This window comes from Bradyrhizobium sp. USDA 4341 (assembly GCF_054063755.1).
Genome location: NZ_JBSSGO010000002.1, coordinates 548,163 through 574,165, shown reverse-complemented (window position 1 = coordinate 574,165; position 26,003 = coordinate 548,163). Strand labels below are relative to the sequence as shown.

Genomic DNA, 26,003 nt, shown 5'->3' with positions numbered 1-26,003 from the left:
ACGGACCGCAAGACTGCCAATATATGGGCTGATCTGCTAGGGTCGCAGGGCGGGTTGCGAGCCGCGTCAACACCGATTAGCTATGGCCTCTCGCGACTTGCAGGCACAAATGGTCACCATCGTCGACACCATCTCCACCACGCAACTCCGCCCGCGCCACCCTGAAAAGGTGAACCGGCCGGATGCCGTGTCGCCGCCGAAGCCGGACTGGATCCGTGTCCGCGCGCCGAACACGCGCGGCTATGCCGATACGCGGCGGATCGTGAAGGAGAATGGCCTCGTCACGGTGTGCGAGGAGGCAGGCTGCCCCAACATCGGTGAGTGCTGGGACAAGAAGCACGCCACCTTCATGATCATGGGCGACACCTGTACGCGCGCCTGTGCGTTCTGCAACGTCAAGACCGGCATGCCCGGCGCGCTCGATGCCCACGAGCCCGAATACGTCGCTGAGGCGGTCTCGAAGCTGGGTCTGACCCATGTCGTGATCACATCGGTGGATCGCGACGATCTCGCCGATGGCGGCGCCGAGCATTTTGCAGAGACCATCCGCGCCATCCGTGCGCGCTGCCCGACCACCACGATCGAGATCCTGACGCCGGACTTCCTGCGCAAGGACGGCGCGCTCGAGCGCGTGGTCGCGGCCAAGCCCGACGTCTTCAACCACAATCTGGAAACCGTGCCGTCGCGCTATTTGACGGTCCGTCCCGGCGCCCGCTATTTCCATTCGATCCGGCTGCTGCAGCGGGTCAAGGAGATGGACCCGACCATCTTCACCAAGTCGGGCATCATGGTCGGCCTCGGCGAGGAGCGGCACGAGGTGCTGCAGGTGATGGACGATCTGCGCTCGGCCGAGGTCGATTTCCTGACCATCGGCCAGTACCTGCAGCCGACGCGCAAGCATCACGCCGTGATGCGCTACGTGACGCCGGACGAATTCGCGGGCTACGAGCGTGTCGCCTATACCAAGGGCTTTCTGATGGTGTCGGCGAGCCCGCTGACGCGCTCGTCGCATCATGCCGGCGAGGATTTTGCGAAGCTGCAGGCGGCGCGCACGGCTCGCGGCCGCTAGATTTTGTAAACGGCAGGAGGCCGGCGCCGCCACGCGCCGTTGCCTGATCGAGCCTCGACCGAACCTTGACCGAATCTTGGACGGGACCAATGCAACGCGTGCTGGTGATGGGATCGTCGGGGTCCGGCAAGTCGACCTTTGCGCGACGGCTGTCCGCCATGACGGGCATCCCGACCGTGTCGATCGACGCGCTGTTCTGGAAGCCGGGCTGGGTCGAGTCCGACAAGGATGAATTCGAGCGCCGCATGGTCGAGGTCACGCAAGCGCCGCGCTGGATCATGGATGGGAACTACATGAAGGGCGGTGCAGGTGAACTACGCCGGCAGCTCTCCGATACGATCATCTGGTTCGATCTGCCGCGGCTGACCTGCATGCTCGGAATCCTGGGGCGGATTGCCGGCAGCTATGGCCAGGTTCGCCCCGAGATGGCGGAAGGCTGCCCGGAGAAGATCGACCTCGAATTCTTCCGCTATGTCTGGACCTATCGCCAGCAGCAACGGCCGAAGCTGATCGAATATTTTTCGGGCTTGCGCGCCGATCAATCGCTGGTCTGCTTCACCGATCGGACCCAGGCGGACGATTATCTGAAGCGCCTCGCACTGAAGCAAAACCGTGCGAGTATCCACTGATGCCACGATTCTCAAGCAAGCGGCGGGTCCGCCACACCGCACCTCAGATGTTCGATTTGGTCGCCGACGTCGAGCGCTATCCGGAATTCGTGCCGCTGTGCCAGGCGCTCAAGATCCGCCAGCGTACGCCCAAGGACGACGGCACTGAGGTCGTGGTCGCCGACATGACGGTCTCGTTCAAGCTGGTGCGGGAAACCTTCACCAGCAGGGTGACGCTCGACCGGCCCAACCTGAAGATCCTGGTGGAATATCTGCGCGGCCCCTTCAGTAATCTGGAGAACCGCTGGAGTTTTGAGCCGAAGTCGGAGACCGAATGCGATGTCGGCTTCTTCCTGAACTACGAATTCAAGAGCCGGATGCTGGCGATGCTGATGGGCTCGATGTTCGACGCCGCATTCTCGCGCTTTGCCGCCGCGTTCGAGAAGCGTGCCGACCAAGTCTACGGCAAGCCCCAGCTCTCGACCTAGCGACGCCGTCTCGTCCGCCCAGGAGGTTGCTTTTTCCCCGGAACGCAAATGCCCGGCACGAGGCCGGGCATGACGGATGACGGTAGATGCGTTCGCTGCCGTTACGGGCAGGAACGCCGCACGCCGCCCGACGCGATGTAGGTGCCCGAAGCCGGGTCGTAGGTGCGGAAACGCTGGGAGCAATAGGCGTCGTTGTTGGCCTTGGCCTGGCTCGCCGCGATGGCGCCGCCGATGATCGCGCCAGCTGCAAGCCCGCCGATGATCGCCGCGCTGTTTCCACCGCCGCCATGGCGATGACCGTAGTAGCCACTGCGGTAGCCGTGACGCGGGCCGCCATGCCAGTGACGATACTGCACGTGCTCGACGGAGGTCGGCTGGTCCTGCAACCGCGCGGGCGCGAGCGGTGCGGCGAACGAGGGGGCAATAGTCGAAAGCGTCATGGCGCCTGAGGTGATTGCGGCCACGACCAAAGTTCCCAACTTCATCATTTTCTCCTTGTTGTGGGATTTTGCCGTTTGGAAAAACAATTCAAACAGCAGAGTTGGAACAATAGAAAACGGCGAAGCGACGTCGCAGTTCCACCTGAGATAGGCGGCACTGGGTCGCAGTTGACACAGGGGTGTGTGGTTGGCCTTCGCGCGATGCGACTTGCGTAGGCCTATCCGCGTGGCGGCCGCCGGCGTTTCGCGGCATGGCTTCGCGGCGACCGGGCAACCCGTGGCCGCAACCGGCTGGCGGTCTCGCGGCGCGGCTTTGCGGCCTGCGGCGGCCGCGCGAGCTCCATCAGCATGCGGAGCGCCTCGACCACCGAGCGCTGCCGCACCGTGCTGCGGCCGATCGCGCCAAATCGTTGCTCCCGATGAACGATGCGGCCGTCGCGCGCGGCGACGGCGAAGTGCACCAGGCCGACCGGTTTGCCCGGTGTCGCGCCGCCGGGGCCCGCGATCCCGGTGATCGAGACCGCAAGGTCGACGCCGGCCTTTTCCAATGCGCCGATCGCCATCGCGGTCGCGGTTTCCTTGCTCACCGCGCCGAACGTCTCCAGCGTCGCCGCCTTGACGCCGAGCATCACCCGCTTGGCCTCGTTCGAGTAGGTGACGAAGCCACGATCAATCACGTCGGAAGAGCCGGGGATGTCGGTGAGCGCACCGGCGACCAGGCCGCCGGTGCAGGACTCGGCGGTCGCGATGGTCAGCTTGCGCATCCGGCACAGGTCGAGCAGCGCGCGGGAGAGGGCACGAGCGTCGCTGCCGCCCATGTCAGGCACTCCAGCCTTTTTCATCCCAGGGGAGGCGGACCGTGGCGCTCGCGGTCGCTGCGATGCCTTCCTCGCGGCCGGTGAAGCCGAGCCGCTCGCTGGTGGTGGCCTTGACCGCCACGCGCGAGATGTGGACGCCGGAGATCTCCGCGATCTTCGCCCGCATGGTGTCGCGCAGCGGGCCGATCTTCGGCCGCTCGCAGATCAGCGTCACCTCAAGATTGGCGATCCGCCCGCCGCGCGCGGTGACGCGCTCGACGGCATATTTCAGGAACAGGTCGGAGGAGGCGCCTTTCCACTTGGCGTCGCTCGGCGGGAAGTGCGAGCCGATGTCGCCGTCGGCCAGCGCGCCGAGGATCGCGTCGACCAGCGCATGCAGCCCGACGTCGCCGTCGGAATGGGCCAGGAAGCCTTTGGTGTGCGGCACGCGCACGCCGCAGATCATGACGTGGTCGCCATCGCCAAAGGCGTGCACGTCGTAGCCGGTGCCGGTCCTGATGTCGCCGAGCTGGCTTGCGAGCCGCGCTTCCTCGCGCACGAAGTCTTCGGGTGTGGTGAGTTTCATGTTGGCAGCATCGCCTTCAAACGTCGCAACGGTCAATCCCGCCCATTCAGCAAGCGCGGCATCGTCGGTGAAATCGCTGCGGCCCTCGCGCGCGGCACGACGATGCGCCTCCAATATTACGTCGAAACGAAATGCCTGTGGCGTCTGCGCGATCCGCAAGCGGGCGCGCTCCGGCGTCGCCTCGACATCGCCGGTATCGCCGGTGAGCTTGATCGTGTCGGTGACGGGAATCACGGGGATCGCAGCGCCGGTTCGGCCGGCCGCGGCGATCGCGCGCGAGATCACGGCCGCGGTGACGAAGGGGCGCGCGGCATCGTGGATCAGCACGATGTCGGGCTTCTTGCCGGCGAGCGCCTCGAGCCCGGCATGGACCGAGGCCTGCCGGGTCGCGCCGCCCGGCGTCGGCGGTTGATGGCGGAGGCCTGCGACCGCTTCGTCGAACAGCGCGGCATCATCAGGATTGACCACCGGCTGCACCGCAAACACGTCGGGATGTCCCGAGAACGCCTCCATGGCGCGGTAGATCACCGTCTGTCCGCCGATCGTCCGGTATTGCTTCGGCCCGCCTGCGCCGGCGCGCAGTCCACGGCCGGCTGCGACAAGGATGGCTGCGGTACGCTCAGGCTTCGGCATTTTGAACCAGTGACAGGCAATTCGGGGATGAGGGGGACGGCGGGGGACCGCCGCGCACAGCCCTTAGCATGACCGCTCCGCAAAAACAGAGCGTTTGCCGATGACTGTGGGAAAAGCGGATTTTGTTGCAGTGCACCTGCACTGATGGTAGGAATGTCTAAACCGTAGGCATGAGCCTTGACTGCACAAGAATTGTGCGCAGAATAGGCGGCGTCAGCTGCAATGGCGTGGCTGACAGAACGACGAGACGGCTGTGACCGGCGTGCAAAGTACTCCTCGTAACCCATTGAAGATAGGCGATATTGCTGTCGCCAACCGGGTTCTCCTCGCGCCCATGTCCGGCATCACCGACGCGCCCTTCCGGCGACTCGCTGCCACTTTGGGCGCCGGACTGGTGGTCTCCGAGATGACCGCCAGCGACGATCTGGTGAACGGCAAGCCGATGTCGAAGCTGCGTTGTGAGGCAGCCGGGATCGGGCCGCATGTGGTTCAGCTCGCCGGCTGCGAGACCCATTGGATGGCGGAGGGCGCGCGGATCGCCGAGGGCGCCGGCGCCGACATCATAGATATCAACATGGGATGCCCGGCGCGCCATGTGACCGGCGGCCAGTCCGGCTCGGCCCTGATGCGCGACCTGGATCACGCGGTGACGCTGATCGATGCGACGCTATCGGCGGTCAAGGTGCCGGTGACGCTGAAGATGCGACTAGGCTGGGACGATCGCTCGCTCAATGCGCCCGAACTGGCGCGCCGCGCCGAGGCATCAGGCGTGCAGATGATCACCGTGCATGGCCGCACGCGGTGCCAGTTCTACAAGGGCGAGGCCAACTGGAACGCGGTGCGCGCGGTCAAGGACGCCGTGACGATCCCGGTCGTGGTCAATGGCGATATCACCTCGTTCGACAAGGCTCTCGGCGCGCTGGAAATGTCGGGCGCCGACGCCGTCATGATCGGGCGCGGCGCGCAGGGGCAGCCCTGGCTGCCCGGCCAGATCGGTCGCCGGCTCGAGACCGGCATCGCCGAGGCTGCGCCGTCGCTTGCCGAGCAGCTCAAGCATGTTCGCGCGCTCTATGACGAGGTCTGCAGCCACTATGGCCTGCGCATCGGACTCAGGCATGCGCGCAAGCATCTCGGCTGGGCGCTGGAGACCGCTGCTGCCTATAGCTGCGCGCCGGCGGCAACGCTGAAGACCTGGCGGCAGGCGATCCTGACCTCGGAGCAGCCGTCCAGCGTGCATCGCGCGCTCGAGGACGCTTACGACGACTTTGCCTGGAGTGCTGCCGCATGACGTCAGCCATGGAATTTCGCCGGCCCGTGCCGACCGATGGCGAGGCCATCCTCAACGCGCTGCCCAATCCGGTGCTGCTGGTCGCACCCGACGGACGGATCGTCGATGCCAACATCGCCGCCGAATCCTTCTTCGAGATCTCGACGCAGTTCTTGCGCCGGCAGTCGCTGAAGGAGCTGGTGCCGTTCGGAAGTCCGCTGCTCGCCCTGATCGAGCAGGTGCGGGCGAGCGGCTCCCCGGTCAATGAATACAAGGTCGATCTCGGCACTCCGCGGATCGGCGGCGATCGTCAGGTCGACCTGCACGTCGCGCCGCTGACCGAGCGGCCCGGGCATATCGTGGTGATGCTGCAGGAGCGCACCATCGCCGACAAGATGGACCGCCAGCTCACCCATCGCAGCGCGGCGCGCTCGGTGATCGCGCTGGCCGCGATGCTCGCCCATGAGATCAAGAATCCGCTGTCCGGCATCCGCGGCGCCGCGCAGCTGCTGGAGCAGCAGGCTTCCTCGGAGGACCGGCTGCTGACGCGGCTGATCTGCGATGAGGCCGACCGCATCGTGACGCTGGTCGACCGCATGGAAGTGTTCGGCGACGACCGTCCGGTGGCGCGTGGCCCGGTCAACATCCATTCCGTGCTCGATCATGTGAAGCGGTTGGCGCAATCCGGCTTCGCCCGCAACGTCCGCTTCATCGAGGACTATGATCCGTCGCTGCCGCCGGTGCTGGCCAACCAGGACCAGTTGATCCAGGTGTTCCTCAACCTCGTGAAGAACGCCGCCGAAGCGGTTGCCGATCTCGGCACCGATGCGGAGATCCACCTCACCACGGCGTTCCGGCCTGGTGTGCGGCTGTCAGTGCCCGGCAAGAAATCGCGGGTCTCGCTGCCGCTGGAATTCTGCGTCAAGGACAACGGCAGTGGCGTGCCGGAAGACCTGTTGCCGAACCTGTTCGATCCCTTCGTCACCACCAAGCAGACCGGCAGCGGGCTCGGCCTTGCGCTGGTCGCCAAGATCGTCGGCGATCACGGCGGCATCATCGAATGCGAGTCGCAGCCGCGCAAAACCACCTTTCGCGTGCTGATGCCGATGTACAGCGCCGCCAAGCAACACGATCACAGCAACCGCGATGACGTTCCGGGTACGTCCTCGCCTGCCTCACGATGAGGAACAACAATGCCTGCAGGTAGCATACTTGTCGCTGACGACGACACCGCCATCCGGACCGTCCTGAACCAGGCGCTGTCGCGCGCCGGCTATGAGGTGCGCCTGACCGGTAACGCCGCCACGCTGTGGCGCTGGGTCAGCCAGGGTGAGGGCGATCTCGTCATCACCGACGTGGTGATGCCCGACGAGAACGCGTTCGATCTGCTGCCGCGGATCAAGAAGATGCGGCCGAACCTGCCTGTCATCGTGATGAGCGCGCAGAACACCTTCATGACCGCGATCCGCGCCTCCGAGCGCGGCGCCTATGAATACCTGCCGAAGCCGTTCGACCTGAAGGAGCTGATCACCATCGTCGGCCGCGCGCTCGCCGAGCCGAAGGAGCGGGTCTCCAGTCCCGCCGACGACGGCGAGTTCGACTCGATCCCGCTGGTCGGCCGCTCGCCGGCGATGCAGGAGATCTACCGCGTGCTGGCGCGGCTGATGCAGACCGATCTCACCGTGATGATTTCAGGTGAATCAGGCACCGGCAAGGAGCTGGTCGCCCGCGCGCTGCACGACTATGGCCGGCGCCGCAACGGCCCGTTCGTCGCGCGGTCAACATGGCGGCGATCCCGCGAGACCTGATCGAATCCGAATTGTTCGGCCATGAGCGCGGCGCGTTCACCGGCGCCAACACTCGCGCCTCGGGCCGCTTCGAGCAGGCCGAGGGTGGCACGCTGTTCCTCGACGAGATCGGCGACATGCCGATGGAGGCGCAGACCCGTCTGCTCCGCGTGCTGCAGCAGGGCGAATACACCACCGTCGGCGGCCGCACGCCGATCAAGACCGACGTGCGCATCGTCGCGGCCTCCAACAAGGATTTGCGCATCCTGATCCAGCAGGGCCTGTTCCGCGAAGATCTGTTCTTCCGCCTCAACGTGGTGCCGCTGCGGCTGCCGCCGCTGCGCGAGCGGATCGAGGATCTGCCCGACCTGATCCGGCATTTCTTCTCGCTCGCCGAGAAGGACGGCCTGCCGCCGAAGAAGCTCGACACCCAGGCGCTGGAGCGGCTCAAGCAGCACCGCTGGCCGGGCAACGTCCGCGAGCTGGAAAATCTCGCCCGGCGGCTCGCCGCGCTCTATCCGCAGGACGTCATCACCGCCTCTGTCATCGACGGCGAGCTGGCGCCGCCGGCCGTCACCTCGGGCAGCACCGCGACCGTCGGCGTCGACAATCTCGGCGGTGCCGTGGAGGCCTACCTGTCCTCGCACTTCTCCGGCTTCCCGAACGGCGTGCCGCCGCCGGGCCTTTACCACCGCATCCTCAAGGAGATCGAGATCCCGCTCCTGACCGCCGCGCTGGCCGCGACCCGCGGCAACCAGATCCGGGCCGCCGACCTGCTCGGGTTGAACCGCAATACGCTGCGCAAGAAGATCCGCGACCTCGACATTCAGGTCTACCGCAGCGGCGGCTAGGGCCGAGCCGGGGCGGGGCGAGAGCCTCACTACCGTTTTCGAGTAGTCACAAATGGTTTTGAGGACACGGCGCCGCACCGCGGTTTGCGCCGCGGAAATGTCGCAATTCGGCAACATTGTGATATGATTGCATCAGTTCGCAATTCCCGCGGGCGATCGCACTCAGCTCAATTGCCGGTATGACCAGCGCAGAGACAACCGCTTCCACGTTACACGCGCCCCCGGCCGAGCCCACCGCAGAGGCGCGGGGCTTCCCGCTGCGGCGCTGGCTGGCGCCGTTCGCCGTGGCGATCGCGCTGCTATCGGCCTTCCTGACCTTCGTGGTGCTGACCGGCCTGACCCCGATCGAGCCGACCTCGGACGTCGTCCGCTCTTTCCTGATGATCAACGCCGCCACGATCCTGCTGCTGGTCGGCATCATCGTCCGGGAAGTCTGGCAGATGGTGCAGGCGAGGCGGCGCGGCCGGGCGGCAGCACGGCTGCACGTGCAGATCGTCGGCCTGTTCTCGGTGATCGCGGTGCTGCCCGCCGTGCTGGTGTCGATCGTCGCCAACGTCACCATCGAGCGCGGCCTCGACCGGCTGTTCTCGGGTCCCACCAAGCAGGTGATCCAGAACTCGCTGACGATCGCCAGCGCCTACATGCAGGAGCACGCCCAGCTCATCAACGGCGACACGCTGGCGATGGCCAACGATCTCGCCCATGCGCGGCCGCTCTACGACCAGGATCGCATGACGTTCCTGCAACTCCTGACCGCCGGCGCCGAGGCGCGCAACCTGCCGGTCGCGGTGCTGATGGACAAGGACGGCAAGATCGTCGCCAGCGCGGAAACCGGCGTTCGTTTCAACTATGAAGCGCCGCCACCGGACATCCTCAAGGACATCAACGAGACCGAGCCGAAGATCTCGGTCTTTCCCGAAAACTACGTCGCCTCCGTGGTCCGCCTGCGGGCCTATGACGATATGTTCCTGTATGTGGCGCGTCTGCTCGATCCGGCCGTCGTCGCCCAGCTCAAGCAGACCCAGACCAGTGCCGCCGAGTATGCCCAGCTCGAGACCCGCCGGCTCGGCATCCAGGTCGCGTTCGCGCTGATGTTCGCGGTGATCGCGCTGACCATCCTGATGGCTTCGGTGCTGATCGGCCTGAATTTCGCCAACGGGCTGGTGTCGCCGATCCGCCAGCTGATGGGCGCCGCGAGCGAGGTCTCGACCGGCAACCTCAATGTCCAGGTGCCGGTCCACAAATCGGCAAGCGACCTCGCGATGCTCGGTGAAATCTTCAACAAGATGACCCAGGAACTGCGCACCCAGCGCAACGAGCTGGTCGACGCCAGCGAGACCATCGACAGCCGCCGCCGCTTCATCGAGGCGGTGCTGTCGTCGGCGAGCGCCGGCATCATCGGGGTCGACGCCTCCGGCACCATCGGCGTCCTCAACCGGTCGGCGGAGAAGCTGATCGGGCACGCCGAGTCGGAGACGCTCGGCCATCCGCTCTCGGACGTGCTGCCCGAGCTCGACGAGATGATGAAGACGGCGCGCGAGGGCACCCAGCGCCTGGTGCAAGGGCAGGTCACCATCCTGCGCGACGGCAATGAGCGCAATCTGTCGGTTCGCGTCTCGGCCGAGCAGACCAGCCAGTCGCGCGACAGCTATATCATCACGCTCGACGACATCACCGAGCTGGTCTCCGCGCAGCGCACCTCGGCCTGGGGCGACGTCGCCCGCCGCATTGCCCACGAGATCAAGAACCCGCTGACCCCAATCCAGCTCTCCGCCGAGCGCATTCGCCGCAAGTTCGGCAAGACCATCACCGAAGAGAAGGACAAATCGATCTTCGAGCAGTGCACCGACACCATCGTGCGCCAGGTCGACGACATCAGGCGCATGGTCGACGAGTTCTCGCGCTTTGCGCGGATGCCCAAGCCCGTGATGGAAGGCGAGGACGTCGCCGACGTGGTGCGCCAGGCCGTGTTCCTGATGAAGGTCGCGCATCCCGATCTCGACATCGAGGCCGACATCAAGCAGTCGCCGCTGCCGGCACAGTTCGACCGCCGACTGATCTCGCAGGCGCTGACCAACATCATCAAGAACGCGACCGAGGCGATCGAGCAGGTCCCGCGCGAGGAGCTCGGCAAGGGCCGCATCGACGTCGTGGCGCAGCGCGAGGGTGACGACATCCTGATCGATGTCGTCGACAACGGCATCGGCCTGCCCAAGGTCGCCCGTGCGCGGCTGCTCGAGCCCTATGTCACGACGCGGGCCAAGGGCACCGGTCTTGGACTTGCGATCGTCGGCCGCGTTCTCGAGGACCATGGCGGCCGCATCGAGCTCAAGGACGCGTCCGATTTCCGCGAGGGCCAGCGCGGTGCCTGGATGCGGCTGCGCTTTTCCGTCACGGGCCAGGCGGCCAAGCCGGAGAACAAGGAACAAAAGCCGGACGTGAAATCATCCGACCCCGACAGTGAAAAAAATCCGCCACAGGAGCCGACCAACGGCCCGGCACAGGCGACCAACAATGAACCAAAAATCCAAGAACCAATCCAAGAACCCGATCAGCAAGAACCAAATAACCAAGAGCCAAATGCGCAAGAGCCAAGAAGCCAACAGCCAAGAATCAAAGCCGCGACGGGCGACTGACAACGCAGGTGTAACCCATGGCAAGTGACATTCTGATTGTCGACGACGAAGCTGACATTCGCGACCTCGTTGCGGGTATCCTGGACGATGAGGGGTTCTCCACGCGTACCGCGCGCGACAGCGATTCGGCGCTTGCCGAAATCGCCAACCGCCGCCCGAATCTGGTCTTCCTCGACATCTGGCTGCAGGGCTCCAAGCTTGACGGCCTGCAGCTGCTCGAGCAGATCAAGAAGGACAATGCCGATCTGCCGGTCGTGATGATCTCCGGCCACGGCAACATCGAAACTGCCGTCGCGGCGATCAAGCGCGGCGCCTATGACTTCATCGAGAAGCCGTTCAAGTCGGACCGGCTGATTCTGGTCGCGACGCGGGCGCTGGAGACCTCGCGGCTCAAGCGCGAGGTGAAGGAGCTCAAGCAACTGGCGCCGGCGGCGAGCGTGCTGACCGGCCGCTCGGCCTGCATGAACCAGCTGCGCCAGACCATCGACCGCGCCGCCAAGGCCAACAGCCGCATCCTGATCGTCGGTCCCTCCGGCGCCGGCAAGGAACTCGCCGCGCGGACGCTGCATCATGCCTCCGGGCGCGCCGAAGGGCCGTTCGTGGTGATCAATGCGGCCGCGATCACGCCGGAGCGCATGGAGATCGAGCTGTTCGGCATCGAGGGATCGAACGGCGAGCAGCAGCGCAAGGCCGGTGCGCTCGAGGAAGCGCATGGCGGCACGCTGTTCATCGACGAGATCGCGGACATGCCGCGCGAGACCCAGAACAAGATCCTGCGTGTGCTGGTCGATCAGACCTTCCAGCGCCAGGGCGGCACCGGCAAGGTCCATGTCGACGTCCGCATCATCTCCTCGACCGCGCGCAACCTCGAGGAGGAGATCGCAGCGGGCCGTTTCCGCGAGGATCTCTATCATCGCCTCTCGGTGGTGCCGATCCGGGTGCCGCCGCTGTCGGAGCGCCGCGAGGACATCCCCGAGTTGATCGACTATTTCATGGACCAGATCTCCGCCGCCACCGGCCTGCCGAAGCGGCAGATCGGACAGGACGCGATGGCCGTGCTGCAATCGCATGTCTGGCCGGGCAACGTCCGCCAGCTCCGCAACAATGTCGAGCGCGTGATGATCCTGGCCGGCGGCGGGCCGGAGGCGATCATCACCGCCGACATGCTGCCGCAGGACGTCGGCTCCATGGTGCCGGCGATGCCGACCTCCAACAATGGCGAGCACATCATGGGCCTGCCGCTGCGCGAGGCGCGCGAGGTGTTCGAGCGCGATTATCTGATCGCCCAGATCAGCCGCTTCTCCGGCAACATCTCGCGCACAGCGGAGTTCGTCGGCATGGAGCGCTCGGCGCTGCATCGCAAGCTGAAGGCGCTCGGGGTCGGCTGACGCTCGGGGTCGGCTGATCCCGATATGCCTGGGCGCGCAATCGCCGGTGGCTTGGCGCGAAGCCTCGGCGGTTACCGCCGGGGAAGCAGGAGCCAGGCTCGGGTCCGGGTGGGCGCGCGAGGCGAGGGCAGGGCCGGCACAACCGGGGGATTTATCCACTCTCCACGAGAATATTCGTCTCTTTCCCTGCACTTTCTTAGAATTGCCACCGTGTTCCTCCCGACTGCACCTCGAACCGGCTTGCCTAAAAACCGCGCGTAGCCTCTAATCCTACCGCTACGCCTGCCAGAGGGGGATCTCAGGGCAGGTGGGCGGCCGGAGGAGGCTCCGTCAGAGAGCCGCAACTGGTTCAATAAAAAGAAGCACAAGCTTGCGGGACAAAAACAATGGCGGCAGACCGCGCACAAAATCTACAAGACACCTTCCTTAATCACGTTCGTAAAACAAAAACGCCACTGACGATATTTCTGGTCAACGGGGTAAAGCTGCAGGGCATTGTCACATGGTTCGACAATTTCTGCTTGCTGCTGCGGCGCGACGGTCACTCGCAGCTTGTCTATAAGCACGCGATCTCGACCATCATGCCCGGCGCTCCGATTCAGCTGTTCGAAGGTGGTGAGGACGCACCGGCTTGAGAGTGAATTGATTGGAACCCTTCAATCCTGAAGGGGGCGTCGACCGGACCAAGTCTAGGCCCGGGTCGGCGGGGGACTTGAGCACCGGGCGGGTGATCGTCATCGGCCCGTACTTGCGCATGCGCCGTGGCGACGGCGATGCGCAAACGGATTCCTCTGTCCGCGACTACGAAGCGCGGATAGAGGAAGCCGCCGGCCTCGCCGGTGCGATCGACCTCACTGTGGTGGAATCCGTCGTCGCGCCGATCAGCCAGATCCGGCCCGCGACCTATCTCGGCAAGGGCAAGGTCGAGGAGATCAACGGCCTCGTCGCCGGCGACAAGGTCGAGCTCGTGGTGATGGATTGCGCGTTGTCGCCGATCCAGCAGCGCAATCTCGAGAAGGCCTGGAGCACCAAGGTGCTCGACCGCACCGGCCTGATCCTGGAAATCTTCGGCCGCCGCGCCAAGACCAAGGAAGGCGCGCTGCAGGTCGAGCTTGCCCATCTGAATTACCAGCGCAGCCGCCTGGTGCGGTCATGGACCCATCTCGAGCGCCAGCGCGGCGGCTTCGGCTTCATGGGCGGTCCGGGCGAGACCCAGATCGAGGCCGACCGCCGCTTGATTGGCGACCGCATCACACGGCTTGAGAATGAGCTGAAGAAGGTGCAGGCGACACGGCGGTTGCATCGCGCCGGACGCCAGCGCGTGCCGTACCGCGTCGTCGCACTGGTTGGCTACACCAATGCCGGCAAATCGACCCTGTTCAACCGCCTGACGCGCGCCGACGTGCAGGCCGCCGACATGCTGTTTGCGACGCTGGACCCGACCCTGCGTGCGCTCAACCTGCCGCATGGTGGCAAGGCGATGCTGTCGGACACGGTCGGCTTCATCTCCAATCTACCGACCCAGCTGGTGGCCGCGTTCCGTGCCACGCTGGAGGAGGTGCTGGAAGCCGACATCATCCTGCATGTCCGCGACATCTCCCATGAGGATGCGGAGGCGCAGGAGCGCGACGTCGAGGCGGTGCTGCACCAGCTCGGCATCGATCCGGACGCCGACGGCGGCCAGCGCATCATCGAGGTCTGGAACAAGATCGACTGCTTCGATCCCGAGGAGCGGGACAATCTGCGCAACATCGCCGCGCGCCGGCCGCCAGAACGGCCGTGCTTCCTGGTCTCGGCCGTCACAGGGGAGGGGATCAAGGAGCTCCTGACCGCGATCGAGGATCGCCTCGCGGCCAAGCGCATCACGCTCAATCTTTCGATCGATGCCTCCGACGGCGCCGGCATCAGCTGGCTGCATCGCAATGCCGAGGTCCTGAACAAGGAGCTTAATGGCGAGCGCTTCGACATGACGGTGCGAGTCGATGAGACCAAGCGCGACATCGTCATGTCACGATTCGATGCTCTGCCGCACGGGACGTAGCGTCCCGGACATCCGCGGCGGCAAGGGGGATCGAAGTGGGATCGATGTTCAACCGTCGAACATTTCTTGGCGGCGGCCTGGCGAGCGCTGCGGTCGCAGGGATTTCAACGCGTGGGGTTGCCGACAACGCTGCTTTCGTCGACCCACCCGCGCTCCGGCCGGTTCTTGCGCGTTCGGACCGCATGTTTCGTGTCACGGTATGCCTGCGTCCGTTCCGCGCTGCCGGTCCGCGCATCGAAGCGGAATGGATCGACAGCAAATATGTCGTCCACAATTACGGACACGGCGGTAGCGGCTGGTCGCTGTCCTGGGGCGCCGCGCAGGAGGCCGTGCCGCTCGCGCTGCAATTGAGTGCGCACAACATTGCCGTCGTTGGCGCCGGCGCGATCGGTCTGACGACGGCGATCACAGCCCAGAGGATGGGCGCGAACGTCACGATCTACGCCAAGGAGCGCTTTCCGCAGGTGCGCTCGGCGCGTGCGACCGGGGACTGGTCGCCGGATTCGCGTATCGCGATGGAAGCAGACGTCACGCCGGACTTTGCCGACCGCTGGGAGCGGATGGCGCGCACGACCTTTGCCACCCATCAAAGCTATCTCGGCCTTGCCGGCAATCCGATCGAATGGACCGATCGCTATTTGCTGTCCGACGATGCGCCCGACGCCGACGGCCGTCCGCACCGGCGCCAGCATGCCTCGGGCGACGACTCGAAGAAATTCCTCGAATTGCGCGGCCGGATCAGGTCGCTCACGCCGCGATGGGACTTGCTGGCCGCCGGATCAAATCCGTTTCCGGCGCCATACGCGTGGAAGAGCGCCTCGCTCACCTACAATGTCACGGATCTCTACCGTCAGCTCGAAGCGGAATTTCAGCGCGCCGGCGGGCTGTTCGTGCCGATCGAGTTGCACACGCCGTCCGATCTCTCGAAGATCCGCGAAACCGTCATTGTCAATTGCACCGGCTACGGCGCCCGTGCGCTGTTTCGTGACGAGAGCATCGTTCCGGTGCGCGGCCAGATCGCCTGGCTCATTCCCCAGCCGGATGTCAATTACGGCGTCTTCTACCGCAACCTCAGCGTGCTCGGCCGGCGCGATGGCATCGTCGTCCAGCCGGTCGGCGAGAACGACTATTTCGGCTACAACGACGACAACGAGACGCCGGATCTTGCCGCCGCGCGCCAGGCGGTGGACGACGCCGCGAAACTGTTCAGCCGGTCCTGAGCGGCCCTCCGGCACGGCACCTCGCAATCTCCCGAAATGTGACGGCGCCGTGACGCGGCTTCACTCGACAGCGCCTGCGACGTGCCGCCGCACTTTCTGTTTGAAATCTGCGCCGCCTTGGTTCATTGCGCTGCTGGACGCAAAGCCGAGGCCGATCGATGCAGGACACCAGCGAAACCATTACCCACGACACGCTCGCCGGCCAGAACGGGGACCTTGCCCATGTGCGGGCGCCAGAGATCGTCGATGCCCTCAATGCCCGGGAGCCGGCGGATGCGGCAAAGCTGCTGCAATCGCTGCCGGCCGAGAAGGCGATCGAGGTGCTCGACCTGCCCGGGCTCGACAACACCTGCGAGATCCTGGCCGAGTTGCCGAAGGACACGGCGGTGTCGCTGCTGTCCGGCGTCTCCGACGACCGTGCCGCCGACATCTTCAAGGAACTGGTCGAGCCGCTGCGCACCACGCTGCTGAACGGCCTCAATCCGGATACCCGCAACGTCATCTCCGGGTTGCTGGCCTATCCCGAACGCAGCGCCGGCAGCATCATGACGACCGAATTCGTCAGCGTGCCCTCGAACTGGACCATCGCCGAGGTCCTGCATCATATCCGAATGGTCGAGCGCACCCGCGAGACCGTCTATTCGATCTTCGTGATCGACCCGGTCAAGAAGACCCTGATCCAGGCGGTGCCGCTGCGCCGCCTGATCTCGGCCGATCCGCATGCCAATGTGCTCACTGCGGCACCGGCGCGGAAGCCGCTGATGATCTCGCCGGAGGCCGACCGCATGGAGGCGGCGCGGCTGATCTCGCGCTACGATCTGCTCGCGGTCGCCGTCGTCGACGGCCCCGGCCACATCCTCGGCATCGTCACGGTCGACGACGTCATCGACGCCATCGTCGAGGAATCCACCGAGGACGCCCAGAAGTTCGGCGGCATGGAAGCCATCGACGAGCCTTATCTGCGGATCGGCTTCCTCGAAATGATCAAGAAGCGCGGCGGCTGGCTGTGCGCGCTGTTCCTCTCGGAAATGCTGACCGCAACCGCGATGCAGTCGTACCAGAGCGAACTCGAGAAGGCGATCGTCCTGACGCTGTTCATCCCGCTGATCATGAGCTCCGGCGGCAATTCGGGCTCGCAGGCCACCTCGCTCCTGATCCGCTCGCTGGCGCTGCACGAGGTTCGGCTGCGCGACTGGTGGCGTGTCGCCATGCGCGAACTGCCGACCGGTATCGTGCTCGGCGCCATCCTGGGCTTGATCGGCATCGTCAGGATCACGCTCTGGCAGACCCTTGGCCTGTTCGACTACGGCCCGCATTGGATGCTTGTGGCCATCACCGTCGGCGCCGCGCTGGTCGGCATCGTCACCTTCGGCTCGCTGTCCGGATCGATGCTGCCGTTCATCCTCAAGCGCATCGGCTTCGATCCGGCGAGCGCGTCCGCGCCGTTCGTCGCGACGCTGGTCGACGTCACCGGCCTCGTGATCTATTTCGGCGTTGCGGCGGTCATCCTGCACGGCACGCTGCTGTGAGGTGAGGGACTGCGCATTTTGACGCGGCCCTCCACATGTTCGATGTCGTCCCTGCGAAAGCAGGGACCCATAACCACCGGCCATCGTTATTGGGCTTGGTCGCAGTTCCGCACTACAACTTCGCCGCCGATGACTTGCGCGGGACTGTCATCGTCACCCAATCGTTAGATCACGCGATATGGGTCCCTGCTTTCGCAGGGACGACAGCAGTGGCGGCGGTCTTCGCTTCGTTCCACAGCGCGTCCATCTCTTCCAGCGATGCGCCGTCGAGCGAGCGGCCCTTCGCGGCCAGCGCCTTCTCGATATAGGCAAACCGCCGCTCGAACTTCGCGTTGGTCGCGCGCAGTGCGGTTTCCGGATCGGCGTCGACGTGGCGGGCGAGGTTGACCAGTGCGAACATCAGGTCGCCGGTTTCTTCCGCAATTTCCTGCTTGTCGTTGCGGTCGAGCGCGGCCTCGATCTCGTCGGCCTCCTCGCGGATCTTGGCGAGCACGGCGCGCGGATCGTTCCAGTCGAAGCCGACGGTGGATGCCTTGCGCTGCAATTCCATCGCCCGCGTCAGGGCAGGGAGGCCGGCCTTCACGCTGGCGAGCAAGGATTTGTGCGCGGTCTCTTCCGGGGGCCGCCGAGCGGCGCGCTCGGCCTTTTCCTCGGCCTTGATGCGCTCCCAGGCGCTCTTGACGCCGGCGGGCTGGATGTTGCCGTCCTTGTCGGCGAAGACGTGCGGATGACGGCGGATCATCTTCCTCGTGATCGCCTCGACCACGTCGCCGAACGCAAACGCGTTCCGCTCCTCGGCCATCCTTGCGTGATAGACCACCTGCAGCAGGAGGTCGCCGAGCTCCTCGCGCAAATCCTCGAAATCGCCGCGCGCGATCGCATCCGCGACTTCATAGGCCTCCTCGATCGTGTAGGGTGCGATGGTCTCGAAATTCTGCACGAGGTCCCATGGGCAGCCGGTCACCGGCGTGCGCAGCGCAGCCATGATCTCGATCAGGCGGGAAATGTCGCGGGAAGGGGTCATGGGACACCGGCATCAGGGAGGTTCTGGCTTTATGCCAAAACACCCCTCCCGATCCCAGCAAAACACGCCGGAAACACGGCGCTGTCCACGGATTGGCCGCGGCGCCGTCAGGTGCTAAATCGCGTCTCATGACCGATCAGAACAATTCCGACACCGCGCTGGTGCTGTTTTCCGGCGGCCAGGATTCCACCACCTGTCTGGCCTGGGCGTTAGACCGCTTCGCGCGCGTCGAAATGCTCGGCTTCACCTATGGCCAGCGCCACGCGATCGAGCTCGACTGCCGCGACCGCCTGCTGGACGGGATCAGGGCGCTGCGGCCGGATTGGGCAGCAAAGCTCGGCGACAGCCACACGCTGGCGATCCCGACGTTGTCGGAGATTTCAGACACCGCGCTGACCCGCGACGTCGCGATCGAAATGGGTGCGGACGGGTTGCCCAACACCTTCGTGCCCGGCCGCAACCTGGTGTTCCTCACCTTCGCTGGGGCGCTGGCCTACCGGCGGGGCATCCGCCACGTCATCGGCGGCATGTGCGAGACCGACTATTCCGGCTATCCGGATTGCCGCGACGAGACCATCAGGGCTTTGCAGTCCGCGCTCAGCCTCGGCATGGCCAGGGATTTCGAGCTGCACACGCCGCTGATGTGGCTCGACAAGGCCGCGACCTGGCGGCTCGCGCACGAGCTCGGCGGGGCAGGGCTGGTCGATCTGATCCGCGAGCACTCGCACACCTGCTATCTCGGCGAACGCGGCGCGCAGCACGATTGGGGTTACGGCTGCGGCGAATGCCCGGCCTGCAGCCTGCGGGCCAAGGGCTGGCGGGAATATGTCGCGCAGGGCGGCCCGTAACCGTGGGCGGATAGCCGTCCGCAGGGGCGCACTGCCAAAATATCGAAAACAACCCCATGCAAAGGTGCCGGCGGCCGCCGACGTTCGACCTGGCAACTTGACACGTCGGGCAAATCAGCGGTACTCTTCTATTATTCAGAAATCGTGCAGGCTCGGCTCGACCGGACGATCCGGACAGCGCCTTGAAGAGCGAACCCATCCTCATCGTCGTCCTGGCGAAGGCCAGGACCCATTACCCCAAATGAGAATTGTTGCGCGATGCTGGGGGGCGCGATCCCGTCCATCATCAAATGCGGTGGTTATGGGTCCTGGCTTTCGCCAGGACGACGAGTGTGATGAGGCGCGCGACGACGAACGAAGGAGAGAGCGCGCCGCTACCCAAAATCCGCAGCCGTCAGTTCGATCGGCTGGCCGTGCGGGGTGCGGTCGGCGGCGTGGTCCCAGGCGTCGCGGTAGCGGTGCAGCGTCTCCGGTGTCGTGACGCCCTTGGCGGCGACGAGGTGCTCGAGGGTCGCGAGCCAGTGCTGGTAATAGGTCTCGCCGGTGTCGGGATCGCCAGCCGCCTGCGCGCGCTTGATCTGATCGGCGAGGGCGGCGGCCCATTCGGGCCAGGTGAACACGCCGCGGTCATGCAGCGTCAACGCCATGGCGAACGCCTGCGCCTCCCACGGCGCGCGGAATACCGGGCCGTCCTGATCGCGGGGAATGCTGGACACGGCGCTGGTTGCGCGCGCGGCGGCGCCGGCATCCATCAGACCGCCTCCAGATACGGCTCGAACGCGTCGATCGAGACCTTGATCGTCGGATCGGAGTCCGGTCCCCACAGTTCGCGTCCATCGAACACGACGGTGTACAGCCATTGCGGATGCTCGCCGGCATCGTTGGCTACCGTGTCGGGAAACACGTGACAGCCATGATCGCGCTCGACCACCCCGACATGACCGCGAACATAGCGCGGCAGCCGCGTGTGCGTGGCGGGATGGATGTTCTTCGCCCGCACGCGATCGCCGGCCTTGAACTTCGCCGGCGCCGGTGCGGCGCGGCCGAACTTGCCGCGCACCATGATGCGCTCGACGTCGGCGATCGAGAACTTGCCATGCTTGAGCGATTTCGCCGGCGCGACGGAATGTCCGGCAGCGACGTCGTCCTTCGAGATAAAGCCCTTGTCGAGCAGCAGGGCTTCCAGCCCGAGCAGCCATTTCCTGTAGTAGGAGCTCGACAGATAGACCTGCGGGGGCAGGGTCTCGCGATAGAAGCGCGATGCATCGATGTTGAAGGCGCCGGCCGCGCCCATCGCACGGACCATGGCGAGCACCCGCGATTCCCATTCCTGATGGAACATCGGCTCGTTCGGCTCGGGCTCGACTTTGCCGAACCCGTCCATGCCGCCCATGTCGTGGACGCCGTTCACGACGGTGCTCCCGGGGTTTTCGGGAAGCCGGTGCCGATCATGGAATCGCGCGTCACGAGATCGGCGAGCTGCTCTTCGCTCCAGCCCTCGGTGCCTGCGGGTCGCATCGGCAGCACCAGGAAGCGCGTTTCGGCCGTAGAGTCCCAGACCCGGATTTCCGTCTCCTTCGGCAGGCTGACGCCGAAATCGGCGAGCACGCCGCGCGGATCCTTGACCGCGCGCGAGCGATACGGCGAGGCCTTGTACCAGACCGGCGGCAGGCCGAGCATCTCCCATGGGTAACAGGAGCACAAAGTGCAGACGACCATGTTGTGACGGCCAGGTGTGTTCTCGATCGCGACCAGATGGTCGCCGACCCGGCTGACGTGGCCGAGGGTGCCGACTGCCTTGCTGGCATCCTCGAGCAGCGCCTTCTTGAAGGCAGGATCGGTCCAGGCCTTGGCGACGACCCGGGCGCCGTTATGCGGGCCGATCTTCGTCTCATAGGCCTGTACGATGGCGTCGAGCGCGGCAGCCTCGACATAGCCCTTTTCGGTCAGGAGTCGATTCCAGCGCGCGGACGCGCAGTTCGGTCTCCGACAGTTCGGAATGGTCGTGATCGTGGTGGTGATGATCATGTTCGCTCATGCCCACAGAATAGGCGAAACCGCCGTGCTATGTCGAGGCAAGCAGTACACAACAATGCGAGCAGGGAGGTATGCGTGGTTGACGATGTGACGATCGAGAAGGGCCTCGGAACGGAGGGACGCATCGCCGTGGTGCGGTTCGACCGCGGCGACGGTATCAACGCGCTGTCGCCGGAGGTGATGCGGCGATTGACCGATGCGGCGCGCAGTTTCGAGGATGATGGCGAAACCTCGGTAGTGGTGCTGGCCGGCGGCGCCAAATCGTTCAGCGCCGGCTTCGACCTCAAGGATGCCGAGGGGCGCTCGCGCCAGACGATGGATATGGGCGCGCTGCGCCGTCACCTGAAGCTCGGGCCGCGGCTGACGCGCGCCTGGCAGGAGATGGAGCAGGTCACCATCGGCGCGATCGAGGGCTTTTGCGTCGGCGGCGGCGTGGCGCTCGCGGTTGCGCTGGATTTTCGGGTCATGGCGCGCGATGCGCATCTGCGCGTGCCGGAGATCGCGCTCGGCATGAACATGAGCTGGCAGAGCGTGCCACGCATGCTGCATCTGATGGGGCCGGCGCGCACCAAGCAGGCCGTGATCCTGGCCGACGACCGGATCTCAGCCGCCGAGGCTTACGAATGGGGCCTGGTGGAGCAGGTGGTTGATCCAGGCAAATCCTGCGAGGCCGCGATGGCGCTCGCGTCCAAGGTCGCCGCCCAGCCGCCGATTTCGGTGGCGATGACCAAGCTGACCGTCAACCGGCTGGCGCATGCGCTCGACGATCTCGCCAGCCACATGGATCTCGACCAGTTCGTGCTGGCGAGTCTGACCGACGACCACAAGGAGGGCGTCGCGGCCTTCCTCGGACGGCGCAAGCCGCGCTTCCGGGGGCGCTGACAGGTGTCGCGGTCAACAGGCGCCGCACTAGCGTTTGGTGATGCGGTCGCGGCCGGCGAGGTCGGCCTCCCAGCCAAACACCGAACGGCCGTCGAGATCAGGCGAACGCGCGCGCTCGTTGGCGACGTAAGTATCGAAGGACGGGCCGGTTGCGGTCAGCTCGAGCCTGCGGGCCTGGTCATCCAGTCGCTTCAACGCCTGCAGCTCCTCGTCGCGGCCGAGCTTCGCCTGCTGTATCGCCGATTTCAGCACGCCGATGGTCTCGTCATAGACCTTGATCGGCACCGGAAACGGATGACGGTCCTTGCCGCCATGCGCGAGCGAGAAACGCGCCGGATCGCGGAAACGGTACGGCGTGCCGTGGACGACCTCGGCGACCATGGCGAGCGACTCGACGGTGCGGGCGCCGACGCCGGGCGTGAGCAGCAGCTCGGGAAAGTCCAGCGGCCCGCGCTCGGCCGCGGCGGCGAGGGTGCCGTGCAGGCGGCGGATGAAGACATCGCTCGAGCGCACATCGTGATGCTCGGGCATGATCAGGTGCAAAAGATCGCCCTGCGCCGCCACCTTCTCGGTCAGCTCGGCATATTCACGCGCGATGCCATCGGGACCGAGCGCGGCGAGCAAGTCCAGTTGCGCGTGGCGCGAGGCGTCGGCGCGGTGATCGGTGAGATTGACGATCTCGCCCTGCGCTGGGCCGTCGATCGCGCTGTGCGGTTCGTCGACGAAGCTGCGCAGCCCCTCCGAATGCCAGTGGTAGCGTCGCGCCTGCCGCTTGTGATCGTTCATGCCTTGCTGGACCACGGTCCATTTGCCGTCCGCGGTGACGAAGAAGCCATGCAGATAGAGCTCGAAGCCGTCCTGGACCGCGGCGCTGTCGACCTTGGCGACCAGGCGGCTGGCGCGGGTGAGGGCAACGCCGTCGAAGCCGGTCCGCTCGCCCAGCGCCGACAATTCGTCCGGCGTGCGCCGCGAATGCTTGCCGCGGCCACCGCAGACGTAGATGCCAAGCTCGTCCTGCAGCGGCGCCAGCCCGCGCTTGAGCGCGCCGATGACGCTCGTGGTGATACCAGACGAATGCCAGTCCATGCCCATCACGGCGCCGAACGACTGGAACCAGAACGGATGCGAGAGCCGCTGCAGGAACGCGTCACGGCCGTAGTGATGGACCACAGCCTGCGTGATGATCGCGCCCAGCGTTGCCATGCGCTCCGCCAGCCACGGCGGCACGCGTCCACCATGGAGCGGGAGATCAGCGCTGCCGGTACGTCGGGCCATCAGTCTCCAAGTCTCGAACTGGTGTCGTTGAGTCGGGGGCAGACTATCAGGCAAAGCCTTCGGGGGTTGTTGAATTCCCCGCATAAGACCGACACACAGAACGGAATTCCTTAGCTTTTTCTTGAAAATTTCCCTTCATAAAAAAGCGCGAAATCCTCCATAAGAGTGTCGTAACGGGGTGGTTCCCCGACATAAGCTTGTCGCGCCTTCTGGAAAATCTCGGAAAACCCGAAATCATGATCATGGACCGTGGAATTGCCGGCGCGATGGGCAAGGGCGCTCTGTCTGGGCCTCGGTCGCCGCGTCTCAACCGCCGGGCGTTTCTGTTCGGCTCCGCTGCCGGTCTTGCCGCACTGGGCCTGGCCGGTTGTGCATCCGGCTACATGAGCCTGGCCGAGGCTGAGAAAGTCTACGGGCCCGTGCCTGACGAGAAATTCCCGATCCCTGCGGTCGATGTTAGCAAGGTCAAACCGCAATATTTTCGCAAGACAGTGCGCTACGACAGCGATGAGGCACCCGGTACGATCATCATCGATCCCAGCAAGTACTATGTTTACCGCATTGAAGGAGAGGGAAACGCGACCCGCTATGGCGCCAACGTCGGCCGCGATGGATTCCGGTGGAGCGGGGAGGCTTATGTCGGGCGCAAAGCCGAATGGCCTATCTGGACGCCACCCAAGGAGATGATCGCGCGCCAGCCGGAGGCAGGCAAATATGCTCGTGGCATGCCGGGAGGTCTCGACAATCCACTCGGTGCCCGCGTGCTCTACCTCTATCAAAACGGTGCATATACGCTTTACACGATCTATAGCACCAGCGACCCCGAAACCATCGGGAACGGCATTACGAGCGGCTGCACCGGCCTCCTCAGTCAGGACATGATCGACCTCTATTCGCGAACGCCTCTCAAAACCAAGGTGATCGTGCTGCCGGCCTAGGCAGCGGCAGGCCGAGGATGCGCTCGAATCGGAGCAGGCGGCCGTCGCAGGGGATCGCAATCACGCACGATGCGGACAAGAAAATAAGCCTTCCGCAGGTCTTTCGATTGCGCCGCCTTCGCCATCTTCGGCAGCGTCTACACCGGCGGCTATGACCGACACCGGCGTGTCGCAGACGTCGCAAGGATATCGCCCAACTCGGTGGTCAGCCGGACATACCAGGAGCGACCTTAGGGATCGCAGAGATGCGTTGCGACGGCCTTATGGGATGAAATGCGAACCTTATGAGGGAAGCCACAGCCGGGCCGCCAAACCGGATCGACTTCCATATCCGAAATTCGCATAAGGTATATTATGGAATATTTATATCTACAATTAGATCAGATATTTAGTGGGAAATCTTCGCACCGGCCCGCAGCTTGGCGTCTGTCGAGGCTCGTCCCGGTCGTTGGTTCGGCTGGTCCAGACAGCACAGCGATCCACGCCCACGCGTCTCGTCAGAAAGCCGATATTGCCGCGGCGTACGGACGCTGCAATAAGCGCCAGCTGTGCAGAGATCGCTGGTGACCCCACGGCATCAGGTCCGTATAGGATGGCATCTCAGAACAACAACAAGCCTCTCGAGGGAGCAAACCCAATGAGCTTTTCACGACGCACGCTGCTGAAGGTTTCCGCTGCTTCCGCCGTCCTGGGCGGAATTGGCGCGCCGTATGTCGCGCGCGCCCAGTCGGCCGAGTTCTCGTACAAGTTCGCCAATAACCTGCCGGAGTCGCATCCATTCGTGGCGCGCGCCCGGGAGATGGCCGCGGCGATCAAGACCGAGACCAACGGCCGGTTCGACCTGCAGGTGTTTCCGAACAGCCAGCTCGGTTCCGATACGGACATGCTGAGCCAGGTGCGCTCCGGCGGCGTCGAGTTCTTCACGCTATCGGGCCTGATCTTGGCGACTTTGGTGCCGGCAGCCTCGATCAACGGCATCGGTTTCGCATTCCCGGATTATCCCACGGTCTGGAAGGCCATGGATGGCGAGCTCGGCGCCTATGTGCGCGGCGAGATCAACAAGGCCGGCCTCGAGGTCATGGACAAGATCTGGGACAACGGCTTCCGCCAGACCACGTCGTCCACCAAGCCGATCAACGGTCCTGACGATCTCAAGGGCTTCAAGATCCGCGTGCCGGTGTCGCCGCTGTGGACCTCGATGTTCAAGGCGTTCGATGCATCGCCCGCCTCGATCAATTTCAGCGAGGTCTATTCGGCGCTGCAGACCAAGATCGTCGAAGGCCAGGAAAACCCGCTGGCGCTGATCTCGGCGGCGAAGCTGTACGAGGTGCAGAAGTACTGCTCGCTGACCAACCACATGTGGGACGGCTTCTGGTTCCTGATGAACCGCAGAGCCTGGGCGGCTCTGCCGGACGATATCAAGACCATCGTCGCCAAGAACGTCAACGCGGCCGCCGTCAAGGAGCGCGAGGACACCGAGAAGCTCAACGCCACCGTGAAGCAGGAGCTCACCGGCAAGGGCCTCGTGTTCAACCAGCCCGAGGTCGGGCCGTTCCGCGACAAGCTGCGCACCGCCGGCTTCTACGCCGAGTGGAAGGGCAAGTACGGCGAGAAGGCCTGGGAGCTGCTCGAGAAGTCCGTCGGCAAACTGTCCTGATC

General features: G+C 65.0%; 22 protein-coding genes and 2 pseudogenes. 16 read left to right on the top strand and 8 right to left on the bottom strand.

Translation table 11 applies throughout. From position 1 onward, the window contains the following. Positions 1-109: 109 nt before the first annotated feature. From lipA to ACVIGB_RS08405, 3 genes are all read left to right on the top strand, one after another. Positions 110-1,069: a lipoyl synthase gene (lipA, locus tag ACVIGB_RS08415; RefSeq protein WP_298372592.1), complete on the top strand. Its 960-nt coding sequence runs from the start codon at positions 110-112 to the stop codon at positions 1,067-1,069. An 89-nt stretch (positions 1,070-1,158) separates the two neighbouring features. After that, the gene (locus ACVIGB_RS08410) at positions 1,159-1,698 is read left to right on the top strand and encodes a DNA topology modulation protein (protein ID WP_456723084.1); all 540 of its coding nucleotides are present in this window, start codon (positions 1,159-1,161) and stop codon (positions 1,696-1,698) included. Beyond that, a complete protein-coding gene (locus tag ACVIGB_RS08405; RefSeq protein WP_097671889.1) occupies positions 1,698-2,165 on the top strand; it encodes a type II toxin-antitoxin system RatA family toxin in 468 nt (155 codons plus the stop codon). The genes ACVIGB_RS08410 and ACVIGB_RS08405 overlap by 1 nt, the downstream gene beginning before the upstream one ends. Before the next feature lie 101 nt (positions 2,166-2,266). On the opposite strand, the gene ACVIGB_RS08400 is transcribed toward ACVIGB_RS08405, so the two are convergent. From ACVIGB_RS08400 to ACVIGB_RS08390, 3 genes are all read right to left on the bottom strand, one after another. Beyond that, positions 2,267-2,653 (bottom strand): BA14K family protein, encoded by a 387-nt coding sequence (locus ACVIGB_RS08400; RefSeq protein WP_456723085.1) that lies wholly within the window; start codon positions 2,651-2,653, stop codon positions 2,267-2,269. A 170-nt stretch (positions 2,654-2,823) separates the two neighbouring features. After that, the gene (locus ACVIGB_RS08395; RefSeq protein ID WP_456723086.1) at positions 2,824-3,423 is read right to left on the bottom strand and encodes a CinA family protein; all 600 of its coding nucleotides are present in this window, start codon (positions 3,421-3,423) and stop codon (positions 2,824-2,826) included. Position 3,424: 1 nt separating this feature from the next. Then, complete coding sequence (locus ACVIGB_RS08390) at positions 3,425-4,621, bottom strand: bifunctional 2-C-methyl-D-erythritol 4-phosphate cytidylyltransferase/2-C-methyl-D-erythritol 2,4-cyclodiphosphate synthase (protein WP_456723087.1); 1,197 nt, start codon at positions 4,619-4,621, stop codon at positions 3,425-3,427. Between the two features lie 286 nt (positions 4,622-4,907). Here ACVIGB_RS08390 and dusB point away from each other — a divergent pair, with 286 nt between their 5' ends. From dusB to mgtE, 9 genes and pseudogenes are all read left to right on the top strand, one after another. Then, the gene (gene dusB, locus ACVIGB_RS08385) at positions 4,908-5,909 is read left to right on the top strand and encodes a tRNA dihydrouridine synthase DusB (protein ID WP_456723088.1); all 1,002 of its coding nucleotides are present in this window, start codon (positions 4,908-4,910) and stop codon (positions 5,907-5,909) included. After that, on the top strand, positions 5,906-7,072 hold the full coding sequence (locus ACVIGB_RS08380; RefSeq protein ID WP_092114488.1) for a two-component system sensor histidine kinase NtrB: 1,167 nt from the start codon (positions 5,906-5,908) through the stop codon (positions 7,070-7,072). Before dusB ends, ACVIGB_RS08380 begins: the two co-directional genes overlap by 4 nt. 9 nt (positions 7,073-7,081) lie before the next feature. Beyond that, positions 7,082-8,526 (top strand): annotated as a pseudogene (gene ntrC / locus ACVIGB_RS08375) (nitrogen regulation protein NR(I)). 179 nt (positions 8,527-8,705) lie between these two features. Continuing rightward, positions 8,706-11,162: an ATP-binding protein gene (locus ACVIGB_RS08370; RefSeq protein WP_456723089.1), complete on the top strand. Its 2,457-nt coding sequence runs from the start codon at positions 8,706-8,708 to the stop codon at positions 11,160-11,162. Between the two features lie 17 nt (positions 11,163-11,179). After that, the gene (gene ntrX, locus ACVIGB_RS08365; RefSeq protein ID WP_028331957.1) at positions 11,180-12,550 is read left to right on the top strand and encodes a nitrogen assimilation response regulator NtrX; all 1,371 of its coding nucleotides are present in this window, start codon (positions 11,180-11,182) and stop codon (positions 12,548-12,550) included. 386 nt (positions 12,551-12,936) lie between these two features. Further along, complete coding sequence (gene hfq / locus ACVIGB_RS08360; RefSeq protein ID WP_006020546.1) at positions 12,937-13,185, top strand: RNA chaperone Hfq; 249 nt, start codon at positions 12,937-12,939, stop codon at positions 13,183-13,185. A gap of 11 nt (positions 13,186-13,196) precedes the next feature. Next, entirely contained in the window at positions 13,197-14,591 is a 1,395-nt protein-coding gene (gene hflX / locus ACVIGB_RS08355) for a GTPase HflX (protein ID WP_456723090.1), read from the top strand. 44 nt (positions 14,592-14,635) lie between these two features. After that, positions 14,636-15,811 (top strand): FAD-dependent oxidoreductase, encoded by a 1,176-nt coding sequence (locus tag ACVIGB_RS08350; RefSeq protein WP_456723091.1) that lies wholly within the window; start codon positions 14,636-14,638, stop codon positions 15,809-15,811. Between the two features lie 158 nt (positions 15,812-15,969). Further along, positions 15,970-17,340, top strand: a complete 1,371-nt coding sequence (gene mgtE, locus ACVIGB_RS08345) for a magnesium transporter (protein WP_456723092.1) — start codon at positions 15,970-15,972, stop codon at positions 17,338-17,340. A 169-nt stretch (positions 17,341-17,509) separates the two neighbouring features. Here mgtE and mazG read toward each other — a convergent pair whose 3' ends face one another. Continuing rightward, complete coding sequence (mazG, locus tag ACVIGB_RS08340) at positions 17,510-18,364, bottom strand: nucleoside triphosphate pyrophosphohydrolase (protein WP_456723093.1); 855 nt, start codon at positions 18,362-18,364, stop codon at positions 17,510-17,512. Between the two features lie 128 nt (positions 18,365-18,492). Between mazG and queC the strand changes: the two genes are divergently transcribed. Then, positions 18,493-19,212 (top strand): 7-cyano-7-deazaguanine synthase QueC, encoded by a 720-nt coding sequence (gene queC, locus ACVIGB_RS08335; protein WP_456723094.1) that lies wholly within the window; start codon positions 18,493-18,495, stop codon positions 19,210-19,212. A gap of 374 nt (positions 19,213-19,586) precedes the next feature. Here the strand turns inward: queC and ACVIGB_RS08330 are convergent, their stop codons facing one another. From ACVIGB_RS08330 to nthA, 3 genes and pseudogenes are all read right to left on the bottom strand, one after another. After that, a complete protein-coding gene (locus ACVIGB_RS08330; RefSeq protein WP_456723095.1) occupies positions 19,587-19,964 on the bottom strand; it encodes a nitrile hydratase accessory protein in 378 nt (125 codons plus the stop codon). Next, positions 19,964-20,623, bottom strand: a complete 660-nt coding sequence (gene nthB, locus ACVIGB_RS08325) for a nitrile hydratase subunit beta (RefSeq protein ID WP_456723096.1) — start codon at positions 20,621-20,623, stop codon at positions 19,964-19,966. The genes ACVIGB_RS08330 and nthB overlap by 1 nt, the downstream gene beginning before the upstream one ends. Then, positions 20,620-21,250, bottom strand: a pseudogene (nthA, locus tag ACVIGB_RS08320) (nitrile hydratase subunit alpha). Before nthA ends, nthB begins: the two are co-directional and overlap by 4 nt. A 74-nt stretch (positions 21,251-21,324) precedes the next feature. Here nthA and ACVIGB_RS08315 point away from each other — a divergent pair. Continuing rightward, positions 21,325-22,131 (top strand): enoyl-CoA hydratase/isomerase family protein, encoded by an 807-nt coding sequence (locus ACVIGB_RS08315; protein ID WP_456723097.1) that lies wholly within the window; start codon positions 21,325-21,327, stop codon positions 22,129-22,131. Positions 22,132-22,158: 27 nt separating this feature from the next. On the opposite strand, the gene ACVIGB_RS08310 is transcribed toward ACVIGB_RS08315, so the two are convergent. Further along, entirely contained in the window at positions 22,159-23,406 is a 1,248-nt protein-coding gene (locus ACVIGB_RS08310) for a DUF763 domain-containing protein (protein WP_456723098.1), read from the bottom strand. A 236-nt stretch (positions 23,407-23,642) separates the two neighbouring features. Between ACVIGB_RS08310 and ACVIGB_RS08305 the strand changes: the two genes are divergently transcribed. Continuing rightward, complete coding sequence (locus ACVIGB_RS08305; RefSeq protein WP_456725213.1) at positions 23,643-24,344, top strand: L,D-transpeptidase; 702 nt, start codon at positions 23,643-23,645, stop codon at positions 24,342-24,344. A 637-nt stretch (positions 24,345-24,981) separates the two neighbouring features. Further along, positions 24,982-26,001, top strand: coding sequence for a TRAP transporter substrate-binding protein (locus ACVIGB_RS08300; RefSeq protein ID WP_456723099.1), 1,020 nt, complete (start codon positions 24,982-24,984; stop codon positions 25,999-26,001). Positions 26,002-26,003: the final 2 nt, after the last annotated feature.

Coding starts and splice junctions, on each gene's coding strand:
- ACVIGB_RS08370 (WP_456723089.1), top strand. CDS start 8,706: ATGACCAGCGCAGAGACAACCGCTTCCACGTTACACGCGCCCCCGGCC.
- lipA (WP_298372592.1), top strand. CDS start 110: ATGGTCACCATCGTCGACACCATCTCCACCACGCAACTCCGCCCGCGC.
- ntrX (WP_028331957.1), top strand. CDS start 11,180: ATGGCAAGTGACATTCTGATTGTCGACGACGAAGCTGACATTCGCGAC.
- ACVIGB_RS08310 (WP_456723098.1), bottom strand. CDS start 23,406: ATGGCCCGACGTACCGGCAGCGCTGATCTCCCGCTCCATGGTGGACGC.
- ACVIGB_RS08390 (WP_456723087.1), bottom strand. CDS start 4,621: ATGCCGAAGCCTGAGCGTACCGCAGCCATCCTTGTCGCAGCCGGCCGT.
- ACVIGB_RS08405 (WP_097671889.1), top strand. CDS start 1,698: ATGCCACGATTCTCAAGCAAGCGGCGGGTCCGCCACACCGCACCTCAG.
- hfq (WP_006020546.1), top strand. CDS start 12,937: ATGGCGGCAGACCGCGCACAAAATCTACAAGACACCTTCCTTAATCAC.
- ACVIGB_RS08350 (WP_456723091.1), top strand. CDS start 14,636: ATGTTCAACCGTCGAACATTTCTTGGCGGCGGCCTGGCGAGCGCTGCG.
- ACVIGB_RS08330 (WP_456723095.1), bottom strand. CDS start 19,964: ATGGATGCCGGCGCCGCCGCGCGCGCAACCAGCGCCGTGTCCAGCATT.
- ACVIGB_RS08410 (WP_456723084.1), top strand. CDS start 1,159: ATGCAACGCGTGCTGGTGATGGGATCGTCGGGGTCCGGCAAGTCGACC.
- ACVIGB_RS08300 (WP_456723099.1), top strand. CDS start 24,982: ATGAGCTTTTCACGACGCACGCTGCTGAAGGTTTCCGCTGCTTCCGCC.
- ACVIGB_RS08380 (WP_092114488.1), top strand. CDS start 5,906: ATGACGTCAGCCATGGAATTTCGCCGGCCCGTGCCGACCGATGGCGAG.
- mgtE (WP_456723092.1), top strand. CDS start 15,970: ATGCAGGACACCAGCGAAACCATTACCCACGACACGCTCGCCGGCCAG.
- mazG (WP_456723093.1), bottom strand. CDS start 18,364: ATGACCCCTTCCCGCGACATTTCCCGCCTGATCGAGATCATGGCTGCG.
- ACVIGB_RS08400 (WP_456723085.1), bottom strand. CDS start 2,653: ATGATGAAGTTGGGAACTTTGGTCGTGGCCGCAATCACCTCAGGCGCC.
- ACVIGB_RS08305 (WP_456725213.1), top strand. CDS start 23,643: ATGATCATGGACCGTGGAATTGCCGGCGCGATGGGCAAGGGCGCTCTG.
- ACVIGB_RS08395 (WP_456723086.1), bottom strand. CDS start 3,423: ATGGGCGGCAGCGACGCTCGTGCCCTCTCCCGCGCGCTGCTCGACCTG.
- queC (WP_456723094.1), top strand. CDS start 18,493: ATGACCGATCAGAACAATTCCGACACCGCGCTGGTGCTGTTTTCCGGC.